Annotated in this window: 12 protein-coding genes; 9 read left to right on the top strand and 3 right to left on the bottom strand. The window is 70.3% G+C overall.

Features of this window, described 5'->3' with window-relative positions; all coding sequences use genetic code 11:
• Positions 1-6: 6 nt before the first annotated feature.
• The gene (locus ASE35_RS04910) at positions 7-1,434 is read right to left on the bottom strand and encodes an aldehyde dehydrogenase (RefSeq protein WP_057163113.1); all 1,428 of its coding nucleotides are present in this window, start codon (positions 1,432-1,434) and stop codon (positions 7-9) included.
• Positions 1,435-1,707: 273 nt separating this feature from the next.
• On the opposite strand from ASE35_RS04910, the gene ASE35_RS04915 reads away from it, so the two are divergent.
• The 9 genes from ASE35_RS04915 (at position 1,708) to ASE35_RS04955 (ending at position 14,297) form a co-directional block, all read left to right on the top strand.
• Positions 1,708-3,336 (top strand): TldD/PmbA family protein, encoded by a 1,629-nt coding sequence (locus tag ASE35_RS04915; protein ID WP_056174569.1) that lies wholly within the window; start codon positions 1,708-1,710, stop codon positions 3,334-3,336.
• Positions 3,337-3,357: 21 nt separating this feature from the next.
• Positions 3,358-4,692 (top strand): TldD/PmbA family protein, encoded by a 1,335-nt coding sequence (locus ASE35_RS04920; protein WP_057163114.1) that lies wholly within the window; start codon positions 3,358-3,360, stop codon positions 4,690-4,692.
• A gap of 97 nt (positions 4,693-4,789) precedes the next feature.
• Positions 4,790-6,415 carry a TldD/PmbA family protein gene (locus tag ASE35_RS04925; protein WP_057159249.1) on the top strand — a complete coding sequence of 542 codons (1,626 nt, stop codon included), beginning with the start codon at positions 4,790-4,792 and terminating at the stop codon, positions 6,413-6,415.
• A gap of 62 nt (positions 6,416-6,477) precedes the next feature.
• Entirely contained in the window at positions 6,478-7,182 is a 705-nt protein-coding gene (locus ASE35_RS04930; protein WP_057163115.1) for a DUF4159 domain-containing protein, read from the top strand.
• 22 nt (positions 7,183-7,204) lie between these two features.
• The gene (locus ASE35_RS04935; RefSeq protein ID WP_057159251.1) at positions 7,205-8,203 is read left to right on the top strand and encodes a MoxR family ATPase; all 999 of its coding nucleotides are present in this window, start codon (positions 7,205-7,207) and stop codon (positions 8,201-8,203) included.
• Positions 8,204-8,228: 25 nt separating this feature from the next.
• Positions 8,229-9,125: a DUF58 domain-containing protein gene (locus ASE35_RS04940; RefSeq protein ID WP_056174580.1), complete on the top strand. Its 897-nt coding sequence runs from the start codon at positions 8,229-8,231 to the stop codon at positions 9,123-9,125.
• Positions 9,122-10,276, top strand: coding sequence for a BatA domain-containing protein (locus ASE35_RS04945; RefSeq protein WP_057163116.1), 1,155 nt, complete (start codon positions 9,122-9,124; stop codon positions 10,274-10,276). The genes ASE35_RS04940 and ASE35_RS04945 overlap by 4 nt, the downstream gene beginning before the upstream one ends.
• A complete protein-coding gene (locus ASE35_RS04950) occupies positions 10,273-12,447 on the top strand; it encodes a hypothetical protein (protein ID WP_057163117.1) in 2,175 nt (724 codons plus the stop codon). The genes ASE35_RS04945 and ASE35_RS04950 overlap by 4 nt, the downstream gene beginning before the upstream one ends.
• The gene (locus tag ASE35_RS04955; RefSeq protein WP_057163118.1) at positions 12,444-14,297 is read left to right on the top strand and encodes a hypothetical protein; all 1,854 of its coding nucleotides are present in this window, start codon (positions 12,444-12,446) and stop codon (positions 14,295-14,297) included. The genes ASE35_RS04950 and ASE35_RS04955 overlap by 4 nt, the downstream gene beginning before the upstream one ends.
• A gap of 33 nt (positions 14,298-14,330) precedes the next feature.
• On the opposite strand, the gene ASE35_RS04960 is transcribed toward ASE35_RS04955, so the two are convergent.
• Both ASE35_RS04960 and ASE35_RS04965 read right to left on the bottom strand, forming a co-directional pair.
• The gene (locus tag ASE35_RS04960) at positions 14,331-15,116 is read right to left on the bottom strand and encodes an SDR family oxidoreductase (protein WP_057163119.1); all 786 of its coding nucleotides are present in this window, start codon (positions 15,114-15,116) and stop codon (positions 14,331-14,333) included.
• A gap of 35 nt (positions 15,117-15,151) precedes the next feature.
• Positions 15,152-15,775 carry an FMN-binding negative transcriptional regulator gene (locus tag ASE35_RS04965; protein WP_057163120.1) on the bottom strand — a complete coding sequence of 208 codons (624 nt, stop codon included), beginning with the start codon at positions 15,773-15,775 and terminating at the stop codon, positions 15,152-15,154.
• Positions 15,776-15,779: the final 4 nt, after the last annotated feature.

Below are 15,779 nucleotides of genomic sequence, written 5' to 3' on the forward strand. Positions count from 1 at the left end.
ACGGGCTCATCCCAGGTGCAGACCGACGTTCTTGGCGTCGGTGAAGAAGCGCATGGCCTCGGCACCGCCTTCGCGGCCCAGGCCGGACGCGCCGACGCCGCCGAACGGCGTGCGCAGGTCGCGTTGCAGCCAGGTGTTGATCCAGACCATGCCCACGCGCAGTTGCGCGGCCAGGCGATGCGCGCGGTTGAGATCGCGGGTCCAGATCGAGGCCGACAGGCCGTAGTCGCCGGCGTTGGCCAGGGCCAGGGCGTGGCTGTCGTCGTCGAAGGGCTGCAGGGTGACCACAGGCCCGAAGATCTCCTCGCGATTGCTGACGCTGTCCGGCCCCAGGCCTTCGATCACGGTGGGGGCCACGTACCAGCCCGCGCGCTCAAGCGCATGGCCGCCGCACAGGACCTGGCCGCCTTCCTCGCGGGCGCGCGCTAGCGCCAGCAGAACCTTGTCGTAATGCGCCTGCGATACCAGCGGGCCTAGCGTGGTCGCCTCGTCCGCGGGCGCGCCCGCGCGCAGCGCTTGCGCGCGCTCGATCATGGCCTCGCGCACCTCGGCGTAGATCGAACGTTCCACCAGCAGGCGCGAGCCGCACAGACAGATCTGGCCCGAGTTCTGGAACGCCGAGCGCGCCAGGGTGTCGAGCTGGGCGCGCCAGTCGCTGTCGGCGAACACCAGGGTCGGATTCTTGCCGCCCAGTTCCAGCGAGACCTTCTTCAGGCGCGGCGCGGCCAGCGCGGCGATGCGCTTGCCGACCGCGGTGCTGCCGGTGAACGACACCGCGCGCACCGCGTCGTGATTCACCAGCGGCTCGCCGACCTGGGGCCCCAGGCCGTGGACGATGTTGAGCACGCCGGCCGGGAAGCCGATCTCGATCGCGAGTTCGCCCAGCATCGTCGCCGTGGCCGGCGTCACCTCCGAGGGCTTGGCGACCACCGCGTTGCCGGCGGCCAGGGCCGGGGCGATCTTCCAGGTGAACAGGTACAGCGGCAGGTTCCAGGGCGAGATCGTCGCGACCACGCCCAGCGGCGAGCGCAGGGTGTAGTTGAGCCCGGCCTGGCCGTGGTGGGATTCGCTGGCGAACTGGGTCGCGGCGTGAGCGAAGAAGCGCAGGTTGGCGACCGCGCGCGGAATCTCGACCTCGCGCGCGAGTCGGATCGGCTTGCCGGCGTCCTCGGACTCGGCCTGCGCGAACGCATCCAGGCGCGCTTCCAGCGCGTCGGCCAGCTTCTCCATCCAGCGTGCGCGCTCGCTGTGGGGCAGGCCGGCCCAGGCCGGGAAGGCCTGGCCGGCGGCCGCGATCGCGGCCTCGACATCGGCGGCGTCGCCGGCGGCGACTTTTGCATACGCCTGCGCATTGGCGGGGTCGTAGACATCTAGCCAGCGGCCGCTGGCAGGGTCGCGGGACTGTCCGTCGATGCAGTGCCGGAAATATCGCATCCGGCTAGCTTAGCGCGTGGGCCGTCGCGCGCCCATCGGCGGCGTGCGCAGGCGCGTCCGTCCGGCACGCTCGTCCTCGAACGCGCTGCGGCCAAGTTATGCAAAGCGCATACGCATCCAGGTCCCAGCTTCGCGCCACGCGGGCATGACCCGGGCCTCTCGGCACTTGACGCGCCGGTTAGCGGCTCTGCACATTCGGACGGACCCTTCTCATCCACGCCCGATGGCGGACGGCGACGTCGACATGCGGGCCTCAACGGCGGAAGAATCAACGTGGACAGACGAGATTTCCTGACGATGTCGGGCCTGGGATTGGCCGGGCTGATGGTTCCCTACGGCAACCTCATCGCCGCCGAGGCGCTGCTTTCGCCGTTGGATGTGGCCAAGAAGAAGGTGCTGGCCGACGCCGCGCTGGGCGCGGCCACCCAGGCCGGAGCCTCCTACTGCGATGTGCGCATCGGGCGCTACCTGCGCCAGTTCGTGATCACGCGCGAGGACAAGGTCCAGAACGTGGTCAACACCGAGTCCACCGGCATCGGCGTGCGCGTGCTGGTCAACGGCGCCTGGGGCTTCGCCGCCACCAACCGCCTCACCAACGACGGCGTGGTCAAGGCCGCGCAGCAGGCCGCCGCGATCGCGCGCGCCAACGCCAAGAGCCAGACCGCGCCGGTGCAGCTGGCCAAGGCGCCGGGCGTGGGCGAGGTGTCGTGGAAGACGCCGATCAAGAAGAACTCGATGGAAGTTCCGCTCAAGGAGAAGGTCGATCTGCTGCTGGGCGTGAACGCCGCCGCGGTCAAGGCCGGCGCCGACTTCGTCAACTCGATGCTGTTCCTGGTCAACGAGCAGAAGTACTTCGCGTCCACCGACGGCTCCTACATCGATCAGGACGTGCACCGGATCTGGGCGCCGATGACGGTGACCGCCATCGACAAGGCCAGCGGCAAGTTCCGCACCCGCGACGGCCTGTCCTCGCCGATGGGCATGGGCTTCGAGTATCTCGACGGCGCCGCCTCGGGCAAGGTGGTCTCGCCCAATGGCGTGGTCAACTACAGCGATTCCTACGACATGCTCGAGGACGCCGTGGCTTCGGCCAAGCAGGCGCGCGAGAAGCTGACCGCGCCCTCGGTCAAGCCGGGCAAGTACGACCTGGTGCTGGACCCTTCGCACACCTGGCTGACCATCCACGAGTCGGTCGGCCATCCGCTGGAACTGGACCGCGTGCTCGGCTACGAGGCCAACTACGCCGGCACCAGCTTCGCCACCCTGGACAAGCTCAAGGACAAGTTCCGCTACGGCAGCGACAACGTCACCCTGTTCGCCGACAAGACCCAGGTCGGCAGCCTCGGCGCGGTCGGCTACGACGACGAGGGCGTCAAGACCAAGCGTTGGAACCTGGTCAAGGACGGCACCCTGGTCGACTACCAGACCATCCGCGACCAGGCCCATATCGTCGGCAAGACCGAGTCCGACGGCTGCTGCTATGCCGACAGCTGGTCCAGCGTGCAATTCCAGCGCATGGCCAACGTCTCGCTGGCGCCGGGCAAGAACAAGCTCAGCGTCGCCGACATGATCAAGGACGTCGAGAACGGCATCTACATCATCGGCGACGGTTCGTTCTCGATCGACCAGCAGCGCTACAACGCACAGTTCGGCGGCCAGCTGTTCTACGAAATCAAGAACGGCAAGATCACCGGCATGCTCGAGGACGTGGCCTACCAGATCCGCACCCCGGAGTTCTGGAACGCCTGCACCGCCGTCTGCGACGACAGCGACTACCGCCTCGGTGGCTCGTTCTTCGACGGCAAGGGCCAGCCGGGCCAGGTGTCGGCGGTCTCGCACGGATCGAGCACGGCGCGCTTCAACGGCATCAACGTCATCAACACCGCCCGCAAGCTCGGCTAAGCGACGCCAGGAGAATTCACGATGAGTATCTTTACCGAAGCCGAAGCCCGGACCCTGCTGGAGAAGGTCGTCAAGCTGTCCAAGGCCGACGAATGCACGGCCACGCTGAGCGGCTCGATCAACGGCAACATCCGTTTCGCGCTCAATAACGTCTCCACCAGCGGCATCGTCGACGACGCCGATCTGGCGGTCCAGGTCGCATTCGGCAACCGCGTCGGCGTGGCCACGATCAACGAGTTCGACGATGACGCGCTCGAGCGCGTGGTGCGCCGCGCCGAGGATCTGGCGCGCCTGGCGCCGGAGAACCCCGAATTCATGCCGGCGATCGAGAAGCAAACCTACAAGCCCAGCAATACCTTCAGCGAAGCCACCGCCGCGATCACGCCCGAGTACCGCGCCAAGGTCGCCGCCGATTCGATCGCGCCCTGCCGCGCCGACAAACTGACCGCCGCCGGCTTCCTCGAGGACGGCCAGAGCTTCGTCGCCTTCGCCAACAGCAAGGGCAATTTCGGCTATCAGCGCGCGACCAACTTCGACTACACCTGCACCGTGCGCACCGACGACGGCCGCGGTTCTGGCTGGGTCGGCCGCAACCTCAAGAGCGCGGGCGACTTCAAGGTCGACAGCGACGTGCGTACGGCGATGCGCAAGGCCACCGAATCGGCCGAAGCCAAGGCGCTGGAGCCGGGCAAGTACACGGTGATCCTGGAGCCGGCCGCGGCCGCCGGCCTGATCTCGTTCATGATGAATTTCTTCGACGCCCGTCAGGCCGACGAGGGCCGCAGCTTCCTGTCCAAGAAGGGCGGCGGCAACAAGCTGGGCGAGCAGGTCTACGACCCGCGCGTGAACATCGTCGCCGATCCCTGGGACGAGCGCGCCGCGGTCATGCCCTGGGACGGCGAGGGCCTGCCGCGCGAGAAGATGGCGGTGGTCGAGAACGGCAAGATCGCGGCGCTGCGCTACTCGCGCTACTGGGCCAAGAAGCAGGGCAAGCGCGCGGTCGGTACGCCCGGCAACCTGCTGATGGCCGGCGGCGACAAGTCCACCGCGGAACTGATCAAGGGCACCCAGAAGGGCATCCTGGTCACCCGCACCTGGTACATCCGCCTGGTCGATCCGCAGACCGTGCTGCTGACCGGTCTGACCCGCGACGGCACCTTCTACATCGAGAACGGCGTGATCAAGCACCCGGTGAAGAATTTCCGCTTCAACGAGTCGCCGGTGATCATGCTCAACAACATCGAAGAACTCGGCAAGCCGGTGCGCGTGGCCGGCGACGAGTCCTCGTTCGTGATGATGATTCCGCCGATGAAGCTGCGCGATTTCACCTTCACTTCGTTGTCGGACGCGGTCTGACGCCACAGGGCGCGGGCGGTGCCGCCGGTGTCCGGCGCGCCGCCCATCGCCGACGCGCCAGCCGCGCGTTCCCCCGCTACAGCCGAGCCTGCGACCCGTGCAACGACGCGACTTTCTGAGTTTCACCGGCCTCGGTCTGGCCGGTCTCATGCTTCCCTACGGCCGCAGCATCGCGGCGGAGGCCCTGCTGGAGCCGGTCGACGCCGTGCGTCGGCGCGCCCTGGCCGACACCGCCCTGAGCGCCGCGCGCGAGGGCGGGGCGTCGTACTGCGACGTGCGCATCGGCCGCTACCTGCGCCAGTCGGTGATCACCCGCGAGGCCCAGGTGCGCAACATCGTCAACGGCGAGTCGGCCGGCGTCGGTATCCGCGTGCTCTGCGACGGCGCCTGGGGCTTCGCCGCCACCGCGCGCTCCACGCCCGAGGCGGTGGCCGCCGCGGCGCGCCAGGCCCTGGCGATCGCGCGCGCCAACGCCAAGGTCCAGACCCGCAAGGTCGAGCTGGCGCCGGTGCGCGGTGTGGGCGAGGTGCGCTGGGCCACGCCGGTGCGCAAGAACGCGATGGCAGTGCCGATCAAGGACAAGGTCGAGCTGTTGCTGGGCGTCAACGCCGCGGCGATCAAGGCCGGCGCCGATTTCGTCAATTCGACCCTGTTCGTGATCAACGAGCAGAAGTACTTCGCCTCCACCGACGGCAGCTACATCGATCAGGACGTGCACCGCATCTGGCTGCCGCTCACCGCGACTGCGGTGGACAAGGCCAGCGGCAAGTTCCGCACCCGCGACGGCCTGTCGGCGCCGATGGGCCTGGGCTACGAATACCTGGACGCCGATCCGGCCGGCAAGCACGCCTTGCCCGGCGGCATGACCGGCTACGGCAGCTCCTACGACGTCATGGAGGACGCGGTCGCGGCCGCCAAGCATGCGCGCGCCAAGCTCAAGGCGCCCTCGGTCAAGCCCGGCAAGTACGACCTGGTGGTGGACCCGTCCAACCTGTTCCTGACCATCCACGAGAACGTTGGCCATCCGTTGGAACTGGACCGCGTGCTCGGCTACGAGGCCAACTACGCCGGCACCAGCTTCGCCACCCTCGACAAGCGCGAGCAGGGCTACCGTTACGGCAGCGAGCTGGTCAACTTCGTCGCCGACAAGACCCGTCCCGGCAGCCTGGGCGCGGTCGGCTACGACGACGAGGGCGTGAAGACGCGCGAGTGGGACCTGGTCCGCGACGGCATCCTGGTCGACTACCAGGCCACCCGCGACGAGGCGCATATCCTCGGCCACAAGGAATCGCACGGCTGCAGCTACGCCGACAGCTGGTCCAGCGTGCAGTTCCAGCGTATGGCCAACGTCTCGCTGAAGCCCGGCAAGAAACCCCTGAGCGTGGCGGAGATGGTCAAGGGCGTGGAGCGTGGGCTGTACGTGCACGGGCGCGGTTCCTATTCGATCGACCAGCAGCGCTACAACGCCCAGTTCGGCGGTCAGCTGTTCTTCGAGATCAAGAACGGCCAGGTCGTGGGCCTGGTCGAGGACGCGGCCTACCAGATCCGCACGCCGGAGTTCTGGAACGCCTGCGTGGCGGTCTGCGACCAGCGCGATTTCCGCATGGGCGGCTCCTTCTTCGACGGCAAGGGCCAGCCCAGCCAGGTCTCGGCGGTGTCGCACGGATCGAGCACGACGCGCTTCAACGGCGTCAACATCATCAACACCGCGCGTTCGCTGTAGCCGCCGATGCTCAGTGTCGTCGCCCGCAGCCCTCAGGCGCTTCCGAGCGCGGGCGCGTACGCATGAACCGCGCGCAGTTCCTGCGCCTGATGCTGGGCGGCCTGGCCGGCGCGGCCTTGGCCCGGCCTTGGCAGGCGGCCCTGGCTGCGGCCGAGTACGACTTCTGGTTCACCCGTTTGAAGTACGACTCCGGCGACTGGGACGTGGACCAGCGCATGCCGGCCAACCTGATCACCTCGCTGATCGACTACACCAACCTGCGCGTGGATCCCAAGGAGCACGTGCTGGCGCTGGCCGATCCCAAGATGCTGACCGCGCCGTTCTGCTACCTGGCCGGGCACAAGCTGCTCGAGTTCAATCCCGACGAGCGCCGCAACTTCGAGCGCTATGTGCGCAACGGCGGCTTCGTCTTCGTCGACGACTGCAATCACGATATCGACGGCCTGTTCGCGCGCTCGTTCGAATCGCAGATGGCGGCGATCTTCGGCCGCAAGGCGATGAAGAAGCTGCCCAAGAACCATCCGATCTACCGCAGCTTCTTCGTCTTCGACGGCCCGCCCGCGACCGGCTTCGAACTCAACGGCTGGGGCGACGACCTGGTCCACGAGTACCTGCAGGGCATCGAGATCGACGGTCGTCTGGGCGTGCTCTACAGCAACAAGGACTACGGCTGCGAGTGGGACTACGACTGGCGCAACAAGCGCTTCCTGGCCGAGGACAACACCAAGTTCGCGGTCAACATCGTCATGTACGCGCTGACCGCGTGAACGAACCAGCAAGGGCACACCCATGAGCCAGACCCCCAGCGAATCCGACATCCAGGCCGAACTGGCCCAGCTGAGCACGCTGCGCAGCGCGATCGCGCAGGCCATCGTCGGCCAGGACGACGTGGTCGAACAGTTGCTGATCGGCCTGCTGGCCGGCGGCCACTGCCTGCTCGAAGGCGTGCCGGGTCTGGGCAAGACCCTGCTGGTGCGCTCGTTGGGGCAGGCGCTGGAACTGCAGTTCCGGCGCGTGCAGTTCACCCCCGACCTGATGCCCAGCGACATCCTCGGCACCGAGCTGCTGGAGGAGGACCACGGCACCGGCCATCGCCATTTCCGTTTCCAGCCCGGCCCGATCTTCACCAATCTGCTGCTGGCCGACGAACTCAACCGCACACCGCCCAAGACCCAGGCCGCGCTGCTGGAAGCGATGCAGGAACGCACGGTCAGCTACGCCGGCGTCACCCACACGCTGCCGTCGCCGTTCTTCGTGCTGGCCACCCAGAACCCGCTGGAACAGGCCGGCACCTATCCCTTGCCGGAAGCGCAGCTGGATCGTTTCCTGCTGCATATCCGCGTCGACTACCCCAGCGAGCGCGAGGAGCACGACATCCTGCAGCAGACCACCGGCGCGCACAGCGCGCAGGTGCCGCGGGTGATGCACGGCGAGCAGGTACTAGCCCTGCAGGCGCGCGTGCGCGAGGTCCATCTGGGCGACGATCTGCTGCTGTGGATCACCCGCCTGGTGCGCGCGAGCCGGCCGCGCGACAGCGCCCTGGCCGAAGTGCGGCAATGGGTGAAGTGGGGCGCCGGTCCGCGCGCGGGCCAGTCGCTGGTGCTCGCGGCCAAGGCGCGCGCGCTGCTGCATGGGCGCCTCGCGGCGACCCGTGACGACGTGCTGGCGCTGGCGGCGCCGGTGATGCGCCACCGCCTGCTGCTGTCGTTCGCGGCCGAGGCCGAACAGAAGAGCGCCGACGACGTGATCGCGGCGCTGCTGCGCGGCGTGCCGTTCGCCGGCGCCTGAGCGTCGGGGCAGGGCGGATAGCGCGATGAGCGGCGATTTGATTCCGGCGGCGGTGCGGGCGCGCTTGCGCACCCTGCGCCTGACCTCGCGGCGCGCGGTCGGCGCGCACGGGCTGGGTCTGCACCGCAGCCGCAGCCGCGGCGCCGGCCTGGAGTTCGCCCAGTACCGCGCCTACGAACCCGGCGACGAACTGCGCCAGATCGACTGGAAACTGTATGCGCGCTCGGACCGCTTCTTCGTGCGCGAAGCCGAGCGCGAAAGCCCGCTCGCGGTGTGGCTGCTGGTCGACGCCAGCGCCTCGATGAATCAGACCGACGCCGCGCGTCCGAACTGGAGCCGACTGGATGCGGCCAAGGGCCTGGCCGCCTGCGTGGCCGAACTGGCCTTGCGCCAAGGCGACCGCTTCGGATTGATCGGCCTGCGCGGCGACGGCTTGCGTCTGCTCGCGCCCGCCAGCGGCCCGCGTCAGCGCGATCGCTTGCTGCTGGAACTGCAGGCGCTGTCCGCGCAAGGCGCCTGGCCCAGCAGCGAGCAGTTGCGCCCGCTGTGGGAACGCATCGGCGCCGACGACCTGGTGCTGATGCTCGGCGACGGCTTCGACGAAAGCGGCATCGCGGTGGCCGAGCGTCTCGCATCGGCGCGGCGCGAGGTCTTGAGCGTGCGCATCCTGACCGCCGAGGAACGCGATTTCCCGTATCAGGGCGGGCACCGCTTCCGCGACCCCGAGACCGGCGAGGAGCTGCTGGGAGACGGCGTCGCGCTGCGCAACGAGTTCCTGGCGCGTTTCGCCGCCGCCCGCGCCGAGGTCGATGCGCGCCTGGATGCCTGCGGTATTCGCCATGCCGAGTACGTGCTCGACCAGGAGCTCGATCTGCCGCTGCGCCGCTTGTTCGGCGCCCGCGACGCCGCGGAGTACGCGTGAGCTTCGCGCTGTTGCTGCCTGCCGCCCTGGCCGCGCTTGCGGCCCTGCTGCTGCCGCTGCTGATCCATCTGGCCCGGCGCAGCGAGCAGCGTCCCACCGATTTCGCGGCGCTGCGCTGGCTGCGCCACAAGCCGCGGCCGCGCCACCGCATTCGCTTCGACGAACGCTGGCTGTTGCTGCTGCGACTGTTGTTGCTGGCCTTGCTGGCGCTGTGGCTGGCGCGCCCGGTGATGTACGGGGCGGCGACCGCGCGGCCCTGGGTCGCGGTCGCGCCGGGGCTGGATCCGCGCACGCTGCAGCTCCCGCCCGATGCGCGCGCGCATTGGCTGGCGCCAGGCTTCCCGAAGATCGACACGCCATCGCCGACCCAGCCGGTCGCGCTGGCCAGCCTGCTGCGCGAGCTGGATGCGACCCTGCCGGCGGATGTGCCGCTGCGCGTGCTGGTGCCGGCGCAACTGACCGGCGCCGATGGCGAACGCCCGCTGCTGTCGCGCAAGATCGAATGGCAGGTGGTGGCCGCTGCGGCGCCGGCCGCGCCGGTCGCGCGCCCGCTCGCGGTGCCGAAGCTCGCGATCCGCTATGCGCCCGAGCGCGCGCCCTCGCTGCCCTACCTGCGTGCGGCGGTGTCGTCGTGGTCGCCGCAAGCCGCCGCGCTCGACGTCGCGGCCGCGACGTCGGCTGCGCCCGGCGATCCGGGCACGCGCAGCCTGCTATGGCTGGCGCCGGGTGCCTTGCCTGCGCCGCTGCTGGAATGGGTAGGGGCGGGCGGTAGCGTTCTGCTCGATGCGGGCGCGCCGCTGCCGGAGGGAACCTCGCCGGCGCCGCTGTGGCGCGACGCCGACGGCGCGGTGCTGGTCGAAGGCGGTCGCTACCGGGACGGGCGCGTGCTGCGCTTCACCCGCGCGCTTACGCCGCAGGCGATGCCGGTGCTGTTGGAGCCCGAGTTTCCGCGCCGTCTGCGCGAGCTGCTGAGCGCGCCGGCACCCGAGCCCACGCTCGCGCTAGCCAGCGACTACGCGCCGCGCAGCGGCGGCCCGGCCTATGCCGCGCCCGCCCGCGATCTGCAACCCTGGCTGGCCTTGTTGATCGGCCTGCTGTTCGCGCTGGAACGCTGGCTGGCCTGCCGGCCCGGCCGCGGGACGACGCCATGAACGCAACTGGCGAACTGCAGCGCTTGTTGCGCGCGGCGCGCTGGCGGCGCGGGCTCGATGCCGTTCGGGTGGCCGCACCCTGGGCGATCGTCGCGGCGGTCGCCGCCTGGCGATGGAGCGGGGGACCGGTCGCGGCCTCGGTCGCGCTGCTGGGTATCGTCGCCGTCGCGCTGCTGGCCTGGCGCCTGGCGCTGCGCCTGGACACGGCCTGGCTCACGCGCCAGCTCAATGCGCGCCGCCGCGATATGGACGACAGCGCCGATCTGCTGTTCGCCAACGCGGCGACGCTGGGTGCTCTGCAGCGGCTGCAGCGCACGCGCCTGCAAGGGCGTCTCGAAAGCGTGGCGACGCCCGCACTGGGACCGGTCGTGTCGTCGCGTCGCGCGTGGCTGTCGGCGGCGCTGGCCGGACTCGCCTTGCTCGGACTGTCGCTGTGGCCGCGCCCGAACGATGCGCCCTTGAGCGAACGGCTGGCCGATGCGGTCGGCCTGGCGTCGTCGCCCACGCATACGCGGCTGAGCGAGACCTCGCTGGCGATCGCGCCGCCCGCCTACACGCGTCTGCCGGCGCGCGAGGAAGCGCAACTGGAGGCCAAGACCGTGCAGGGCGCGCGTTTGCGCTGGCGCCTGCGCTTCCAGCCGCAGCCGGGCTCGGCCGAGCTGGTGTTCCACGACGGCCGCCGCCTGGCCTTGCAGCGCCAGGGCGAGGACTGGTCGGCGAGCGCGGTGCTGGAGAAGTCGACGCTGTACCGCATCGTGCTGGATGCGCATGCGCTGCCCTTGCAGCAGCGGCGCCTTTATCGTCTCGATCTCACCCCCGACCGTGCGCCGCAACTGCGCGTGATCGAACCCGACCGCGGCTTGAGCCTGCTCACGCCGGGGCAGCGCGTGTGGCCGCTGGTGTTCGACGCCAGCGACGACTACGGCCTGGCCGCGAACGCGAGCCTGCGCATCACCCTGGCCCAGGGCTCCGGCGAGAGCATTACCTTCCGCGAACAGCGCATCGGCCTGCGCGGCAGCGGCGGCGCCACCGCCAAGCGGTATGCGCATCGTCTGGATCTGGCCGCGCTGGGCTTCGCGGTCGGCGACGACCTGATCGTGCAACTCAGCGTCGACGACAACCGCGCGCCACAGCCGCAGAGCGCGCGCAGCCCCAGCCTGATCCTGCGCTGGCCGGCGGACCTGGGCCAGGAGGCGACCGGCATCGAAGGCCTGGTCAAGACCACCTTGCCGGCGTATTTCCGCAGCCAGCGCCAGATCATCATCGACGCCGAGGCCTTGTACGCGCAGCGGCGCAAGCTGGCGGCCGCGCAATACGAACAGCGCTCGGACGCGATCGGCGTGGATCAGCGCATCCTGCGCCTGCGCTATGGCCAGTTCCTGGGCGAGGAAGCCGAAGGCGAGCCCAAGCCGCCGCCGACCAACGATGCCGAAGACCAGGCGCATGCGGACGGCGGGCACGACGCCCAAGCGAAGCCCGAGGCCCACGACGATCACGATCACGCACCGGCGCAGACGCCCTCGCGTTTCGGCGATGCGGGCTCGGTGCTGGAGGAATACGGCCACACCCACGATCACGCCGAGGCCGCGACCTTGCTGGATCCGGAGACGCGCAAATTGCTCAAGGCCGCGCTGGACGAGATGTGGCAATCGGAGCTGCACCTGCGCCAGGCCCATCCGGAGACCGCCTTGCCCTATGCCTATCGCGCCTTGCGCTACATCAAGCAAGTGCAGCAGGCCAGCCGCATCTACCTGGCGCGGGTCGGCCCGGAGCTGCCGCCGATCGACGAGAGCCGGCGCATGAGCGGCGAGCGCGAAGGTCTGGCGCGGCGCGGCGATGCGCTGAGCGCGGCCAGCGCGCCCGATGCCAGCCTCGAAAGTCTGTGGCGCAGCCTGGAGACCGCACCTGGCGCGGCGAACGCAACCGTCGACACCGCCGCGCTGGAGCGCTGGCTGGGCGAGCACGAGGCGCGCGTCGCCGATCCGCTCGCGTTCGTGGCCGCGATCGATGCCTTGCGCGAGCGTCCCGACTGCCTGCCGTGCCGCGCGCGTCTGCGCGGTTTGCTGTGGCCGCTGCTGCCTCGTCCGCCGGCGGCGCTGCCGCGGCGCGAGGACGGCGGCGAAGAAGGGCGGCGCTATCTCGATGCCCTGCGCAAGGAGTCGGCGCCGTGAACCCCGCCTACCTCACGCCGGAATTCGCCTTGGCCGCGCTGCTCGCGCTGGCGGTGTTGGCGGCCTGGACCGGACTGGTTCTGCGCCAGGCGCGTGCGCCCGCGGGCGGGGGCGCGCGGGGTTGGCGTCTGGGCTTGCTGCTGATCGCGCAACCGCTGGGCGCGATCCTGCTCTACCTGGCGCTGCTGCCGCCGCGCTTGCCGGGCGAAGCCGGCACGATGGTGGTCGCGACCCAGGGCATCGCCGATTTCGCCGAGGGCGTCGCCGGCGACGTGCGCGTGGTTCTGCCGGAAGCGCCCGCCACGCTGGAAGGCGAGCGCGTGCCCGACCTGGCCACCGCCTTGCGCCGGCATCCCGGCACGCGGCGCTTGCGCGTGATCGGCGCCGGCCTGGAGGCCCGCGATCTGGATGCCGCAAGCGGCCTGGCGATCGAATTCCGGCCGTTGCCCTTGCCGCGCGGCCTCACCGGACTGTGGCTGCCGCGCCGGATCGCCGCCGGCGACGATTTCGTCGTGCATGCGCGCGCCCATGGCCTGGCCGGCGGCAGCGCCGAACTGCTGGATCCGGCCGGACAACGCGTCGATCGCGTGGCTGTGGACGCGAACGGCGCCCTGGCCCTGAGCGGCAGTGCGCGCGGCGCCGGTCTCGCCCCGTTCCGTCTGCGCCTGCTCGATGCCCAACGCAAAGTCGTGCAGGACGTCGAGCTGCCGTTGAGCGTCGCCGCCCAGACCGCGCCGCGCATCCTGATCCTGGCCGGCGCGCCCAGTCCCGAACTCAAGTACCTGCGACGCTGGGCGCTGGACAGCGGCGCCGATCTGCACACCCAGATCAGCGTCGGCGGCGGCCTGCAGTTGGGCGATGCGCCGATCGCGCTCAACGCCACCGGCCTCGCCAACTTCGATCTGGCCGTGCTGGACGATCGCAGTTGGGAGGGCCTGGGCGCGGCCCAGCGCGCCGCCCTGATCGAGGCCATGCGCAACGGCCTGGGCGTGGTCCTGCGCGCGACCGGGCCTTTGTCCGAGAGCACGCGCGCGCAATGGCGTGCGCTGGGCTTCAACGTCGACGCCGGCCGCGAAGCCGCCACCGCCAAGCTCGCGCTGGACGGCGGCGCCGACGAAGACGCGATCCGCGCGCGCCTCGGCCCGGGCAGCGCCGACGCGCCGCGAGCGCGCGACGAGGCCGTGCCGGAGACGCCGGTGCTGAGCCGACGCGTGCTGCGACTGGAATCGCCGCGGACCCAGACCCTGCTGCGCGATGCCGGCGGCGTCGCCTTGGCGGTGTGGCGCGAGCAAGGGCGCGGACGCGTCGCGCTGTGGACGCTGACCGACAGCTTCCGCCTGGCCCTGGCCGGCCGCGGCGATCTGCACGCGCGTTTGTGGAACGACTTGCTGGCCAAGGTGGCGCGTGCGCAGAGCGGCGGCGCGCCGGACATCGACACCGAAGCGCGACCACACCGGCGCATGCGCCTGTGCGGCCTAAGCGCGGGCGCGCGCGTGTCCGCGCCGGACGGCAGCGAGCTGGTGTTGCCGATCGATCCGGCCAGCGGCGCGGCGCGCTGCGCCGCTTACTGGCCGCGCCTGCCGGGCTGGCACACGTTGCGCCAGGGCGACCGCGCCTGGCCGTTCGCGGTGCGCAGCGCCGACGAAGCGCCGGGCCTGCGCGCGGCCGCTCTGCAGGCGGAGACCTTGGCGCTGGCCGCGCAGCCGTCGTCGCGCACAGACGTTGCGGACGTCGCTGCGAACACGCATCGCAGCGCATCCTGGCCCTGGTTCCTGGCCTGGTTGTTGTTCAGTGCGGCGTTGTGGTGGTTCGAACGCTCGCGCCTGGGACGCCCGCCCGCGGCGGTCTGAGGCGCATCCCGTGCGATGCCGGCGCTCGCCGGCTCAGATCGACTGCATGCGTCCGCCGTCCACCGCCAGGCTCACGCCGTTGACGTAAGCGGCGGCGGGCGAGGCCAGGAAGGCGATGCTGGCGGCGATCTCGGCGGGCTGGGCGAAGCGGCCAGCCGGCACGGTCTTGCGCATGGTTTCGATGACCGCTTCTTCGGATTGCCCCGAGCTACGAGCTCGGTCGCCGATGATCTGGGTGATGCGACCGGTCTCGGTGTAGCCGGGCAGCACGTTGTTGACGGTGATGCCGAACGGCGCCAGTTCGCGCGACAGGGTCTTGGCCCAGCTCGCGACCGCGCCGCGGATCGTGTTGGACACGCCCAGGCCGACGATGGGTTCCTTCACCGAAGTCGAGATCACGTTGACGATGCGGCCCCAGCGCGCCGACTGCATGCCCGCAAGCACCGCCGCGACCAAGGTCTGGTTGGCGAGCAGGTGGCGGTTGAAGGCATCCAGGTAGGCGTCGAGCTGGGCGCTGTGGGCGGGTCCGCCGGGCGGGCCGCCGCTGTTGTTGATCAGGATGTGCACCGGCCGACCGGCGGCGAGGGCTTCGACCTGGGCGCGCAGGCCGGCGGTGTCGGAGACGTCGGCGGCGATCCAGCCGTGCTGCTGCGCCGCGCGCGTGGGCAGGGCCGCGACCACCGCTTGCAGCGCATCGGGCCGGCGCGCGAGTACGGTGACGTCGGCGCCGAGCAGGGCCAGTTCGTGCGCGGCGGCGCGGCCGATGCCGTCGGAGCCGCCGCATACCAGGGCGTGTTTGCCGGTCAGATCGAGGTCCATGGCGGTGCTCCGGTTGCGATACGGCGTGAGAGAGATCAGGCGTCGGGCAGGGCGGCGCGCATCAGCGCGGCGACCTCGGTCGCGTTCTCGCCGCCCAGCGCGTCCAGGCGCTCGGCCACCGCGACCCGGTTGGCGAGCGGGTGATTCTGGCTGAGCTTGAACTTGAGCGTGGCGCGTTCGACTTCGAAACGAAAACCGACGATACCGCGCAACTGCCGGCGCAGGTCGTCGCGCTCAACCTCGAAGCGCCAGTCGCTGCCGACTTCGGCCTCGTGTCGTACGCTGAGATCGTCGACCAGGCGCGCGAGTTCGGCTTCGTCCTCGAACGTGTCCAAGCGCCCGTGCAGATGCGCGACCGCGTAGTTCCAGGTCGGCACGCGCGCGGCTTCCTCTTTGTCGGTGTACCAACCCGGCGAGATGTAGGCGTGCGGCCCATGCACCACGGCCAATGCGGGCCCGGCGTGCTGGGATTGCGGATTCGGTTTGGCCCAGTGCCCGCGCAGTTGGATGCGCTCGCCGTCGCGGTGGTACAGCACCGGCAGGTGCGAGAGCGTGGGCTCGCCGTCGCGCACGCTGATCAGACTGATGAAGTTGTCGCGCGCGAACAGTGCGTCCAAGGCGGCCAGATCGGTCTCGGCGAAGGCGCGCGGCAGGTACATGCGT

Source organism: Lysobacter sp. Root916 (assembly GCF_001429785.1).
GTDB lineage: Bacteria > Pseudomonadota > Gammaproteobacteria > Xanthomonadales > Xanthomonadaceae > Lysobacter.

Coding starts and splice junctions, on each gene's coding strand:
- ASE35_RS04910 (WP_057163113.1), bottom strand. CDS start 1,434: ATGCGATATTTCCGGCACTGCATCGACGGACAGTCCCGCGACCCTGCC.
- ASE35_RS04935 (WP_057159251.1), top strand. CDS start 7,205: ATGAGCCAGACCCCCAGCGAATCCGACATCCAGGCCGAACTGGCCCAG.
- ASE35_RS04950 (WP_057163117.1), top strand. CDS start 10,273: ATGAACGCAACTGGCGAACTGCAGCGCTTGTTGCGCGCGGCGCGCTGG.
- ASE35_RS04960 (WP_057163119.1), bottom strand. CDS start 15,116: ATGGACCTCGATCTGACCGGCAAACACGCCCTGGTATGCGGCGGCTCC.
- ASE35_RS04940 (WP_056174580.1), top strand. CDS start 8,229: ATGAGCGGCGATTTGATTCCGGCGGCGGTGCGGGCGCGCTTGCGCACC.
- ASE35_RS04930 (WP_057163115.1), top strand. CDS start 6,478: ATGAACCGCGCGCAGTTCCTGCGCCTGATGCTGGGCGGCCTGGCCGGC.
- ASE35_RS04920 (WP_057163114.1), top strand. CDS start 3,358: ATGAGTATCTTTACCGAAGCCGAAGCCCGGACCCTGCTGGAGAAGGTC.
- ASE35_RS04965 (WP_057163120.1), bottom strand. CDS start 15,775: ATGTACCTGCCGCGCGCCTTCGCCGAGACCGATCTGGCCGCCTTGGAC.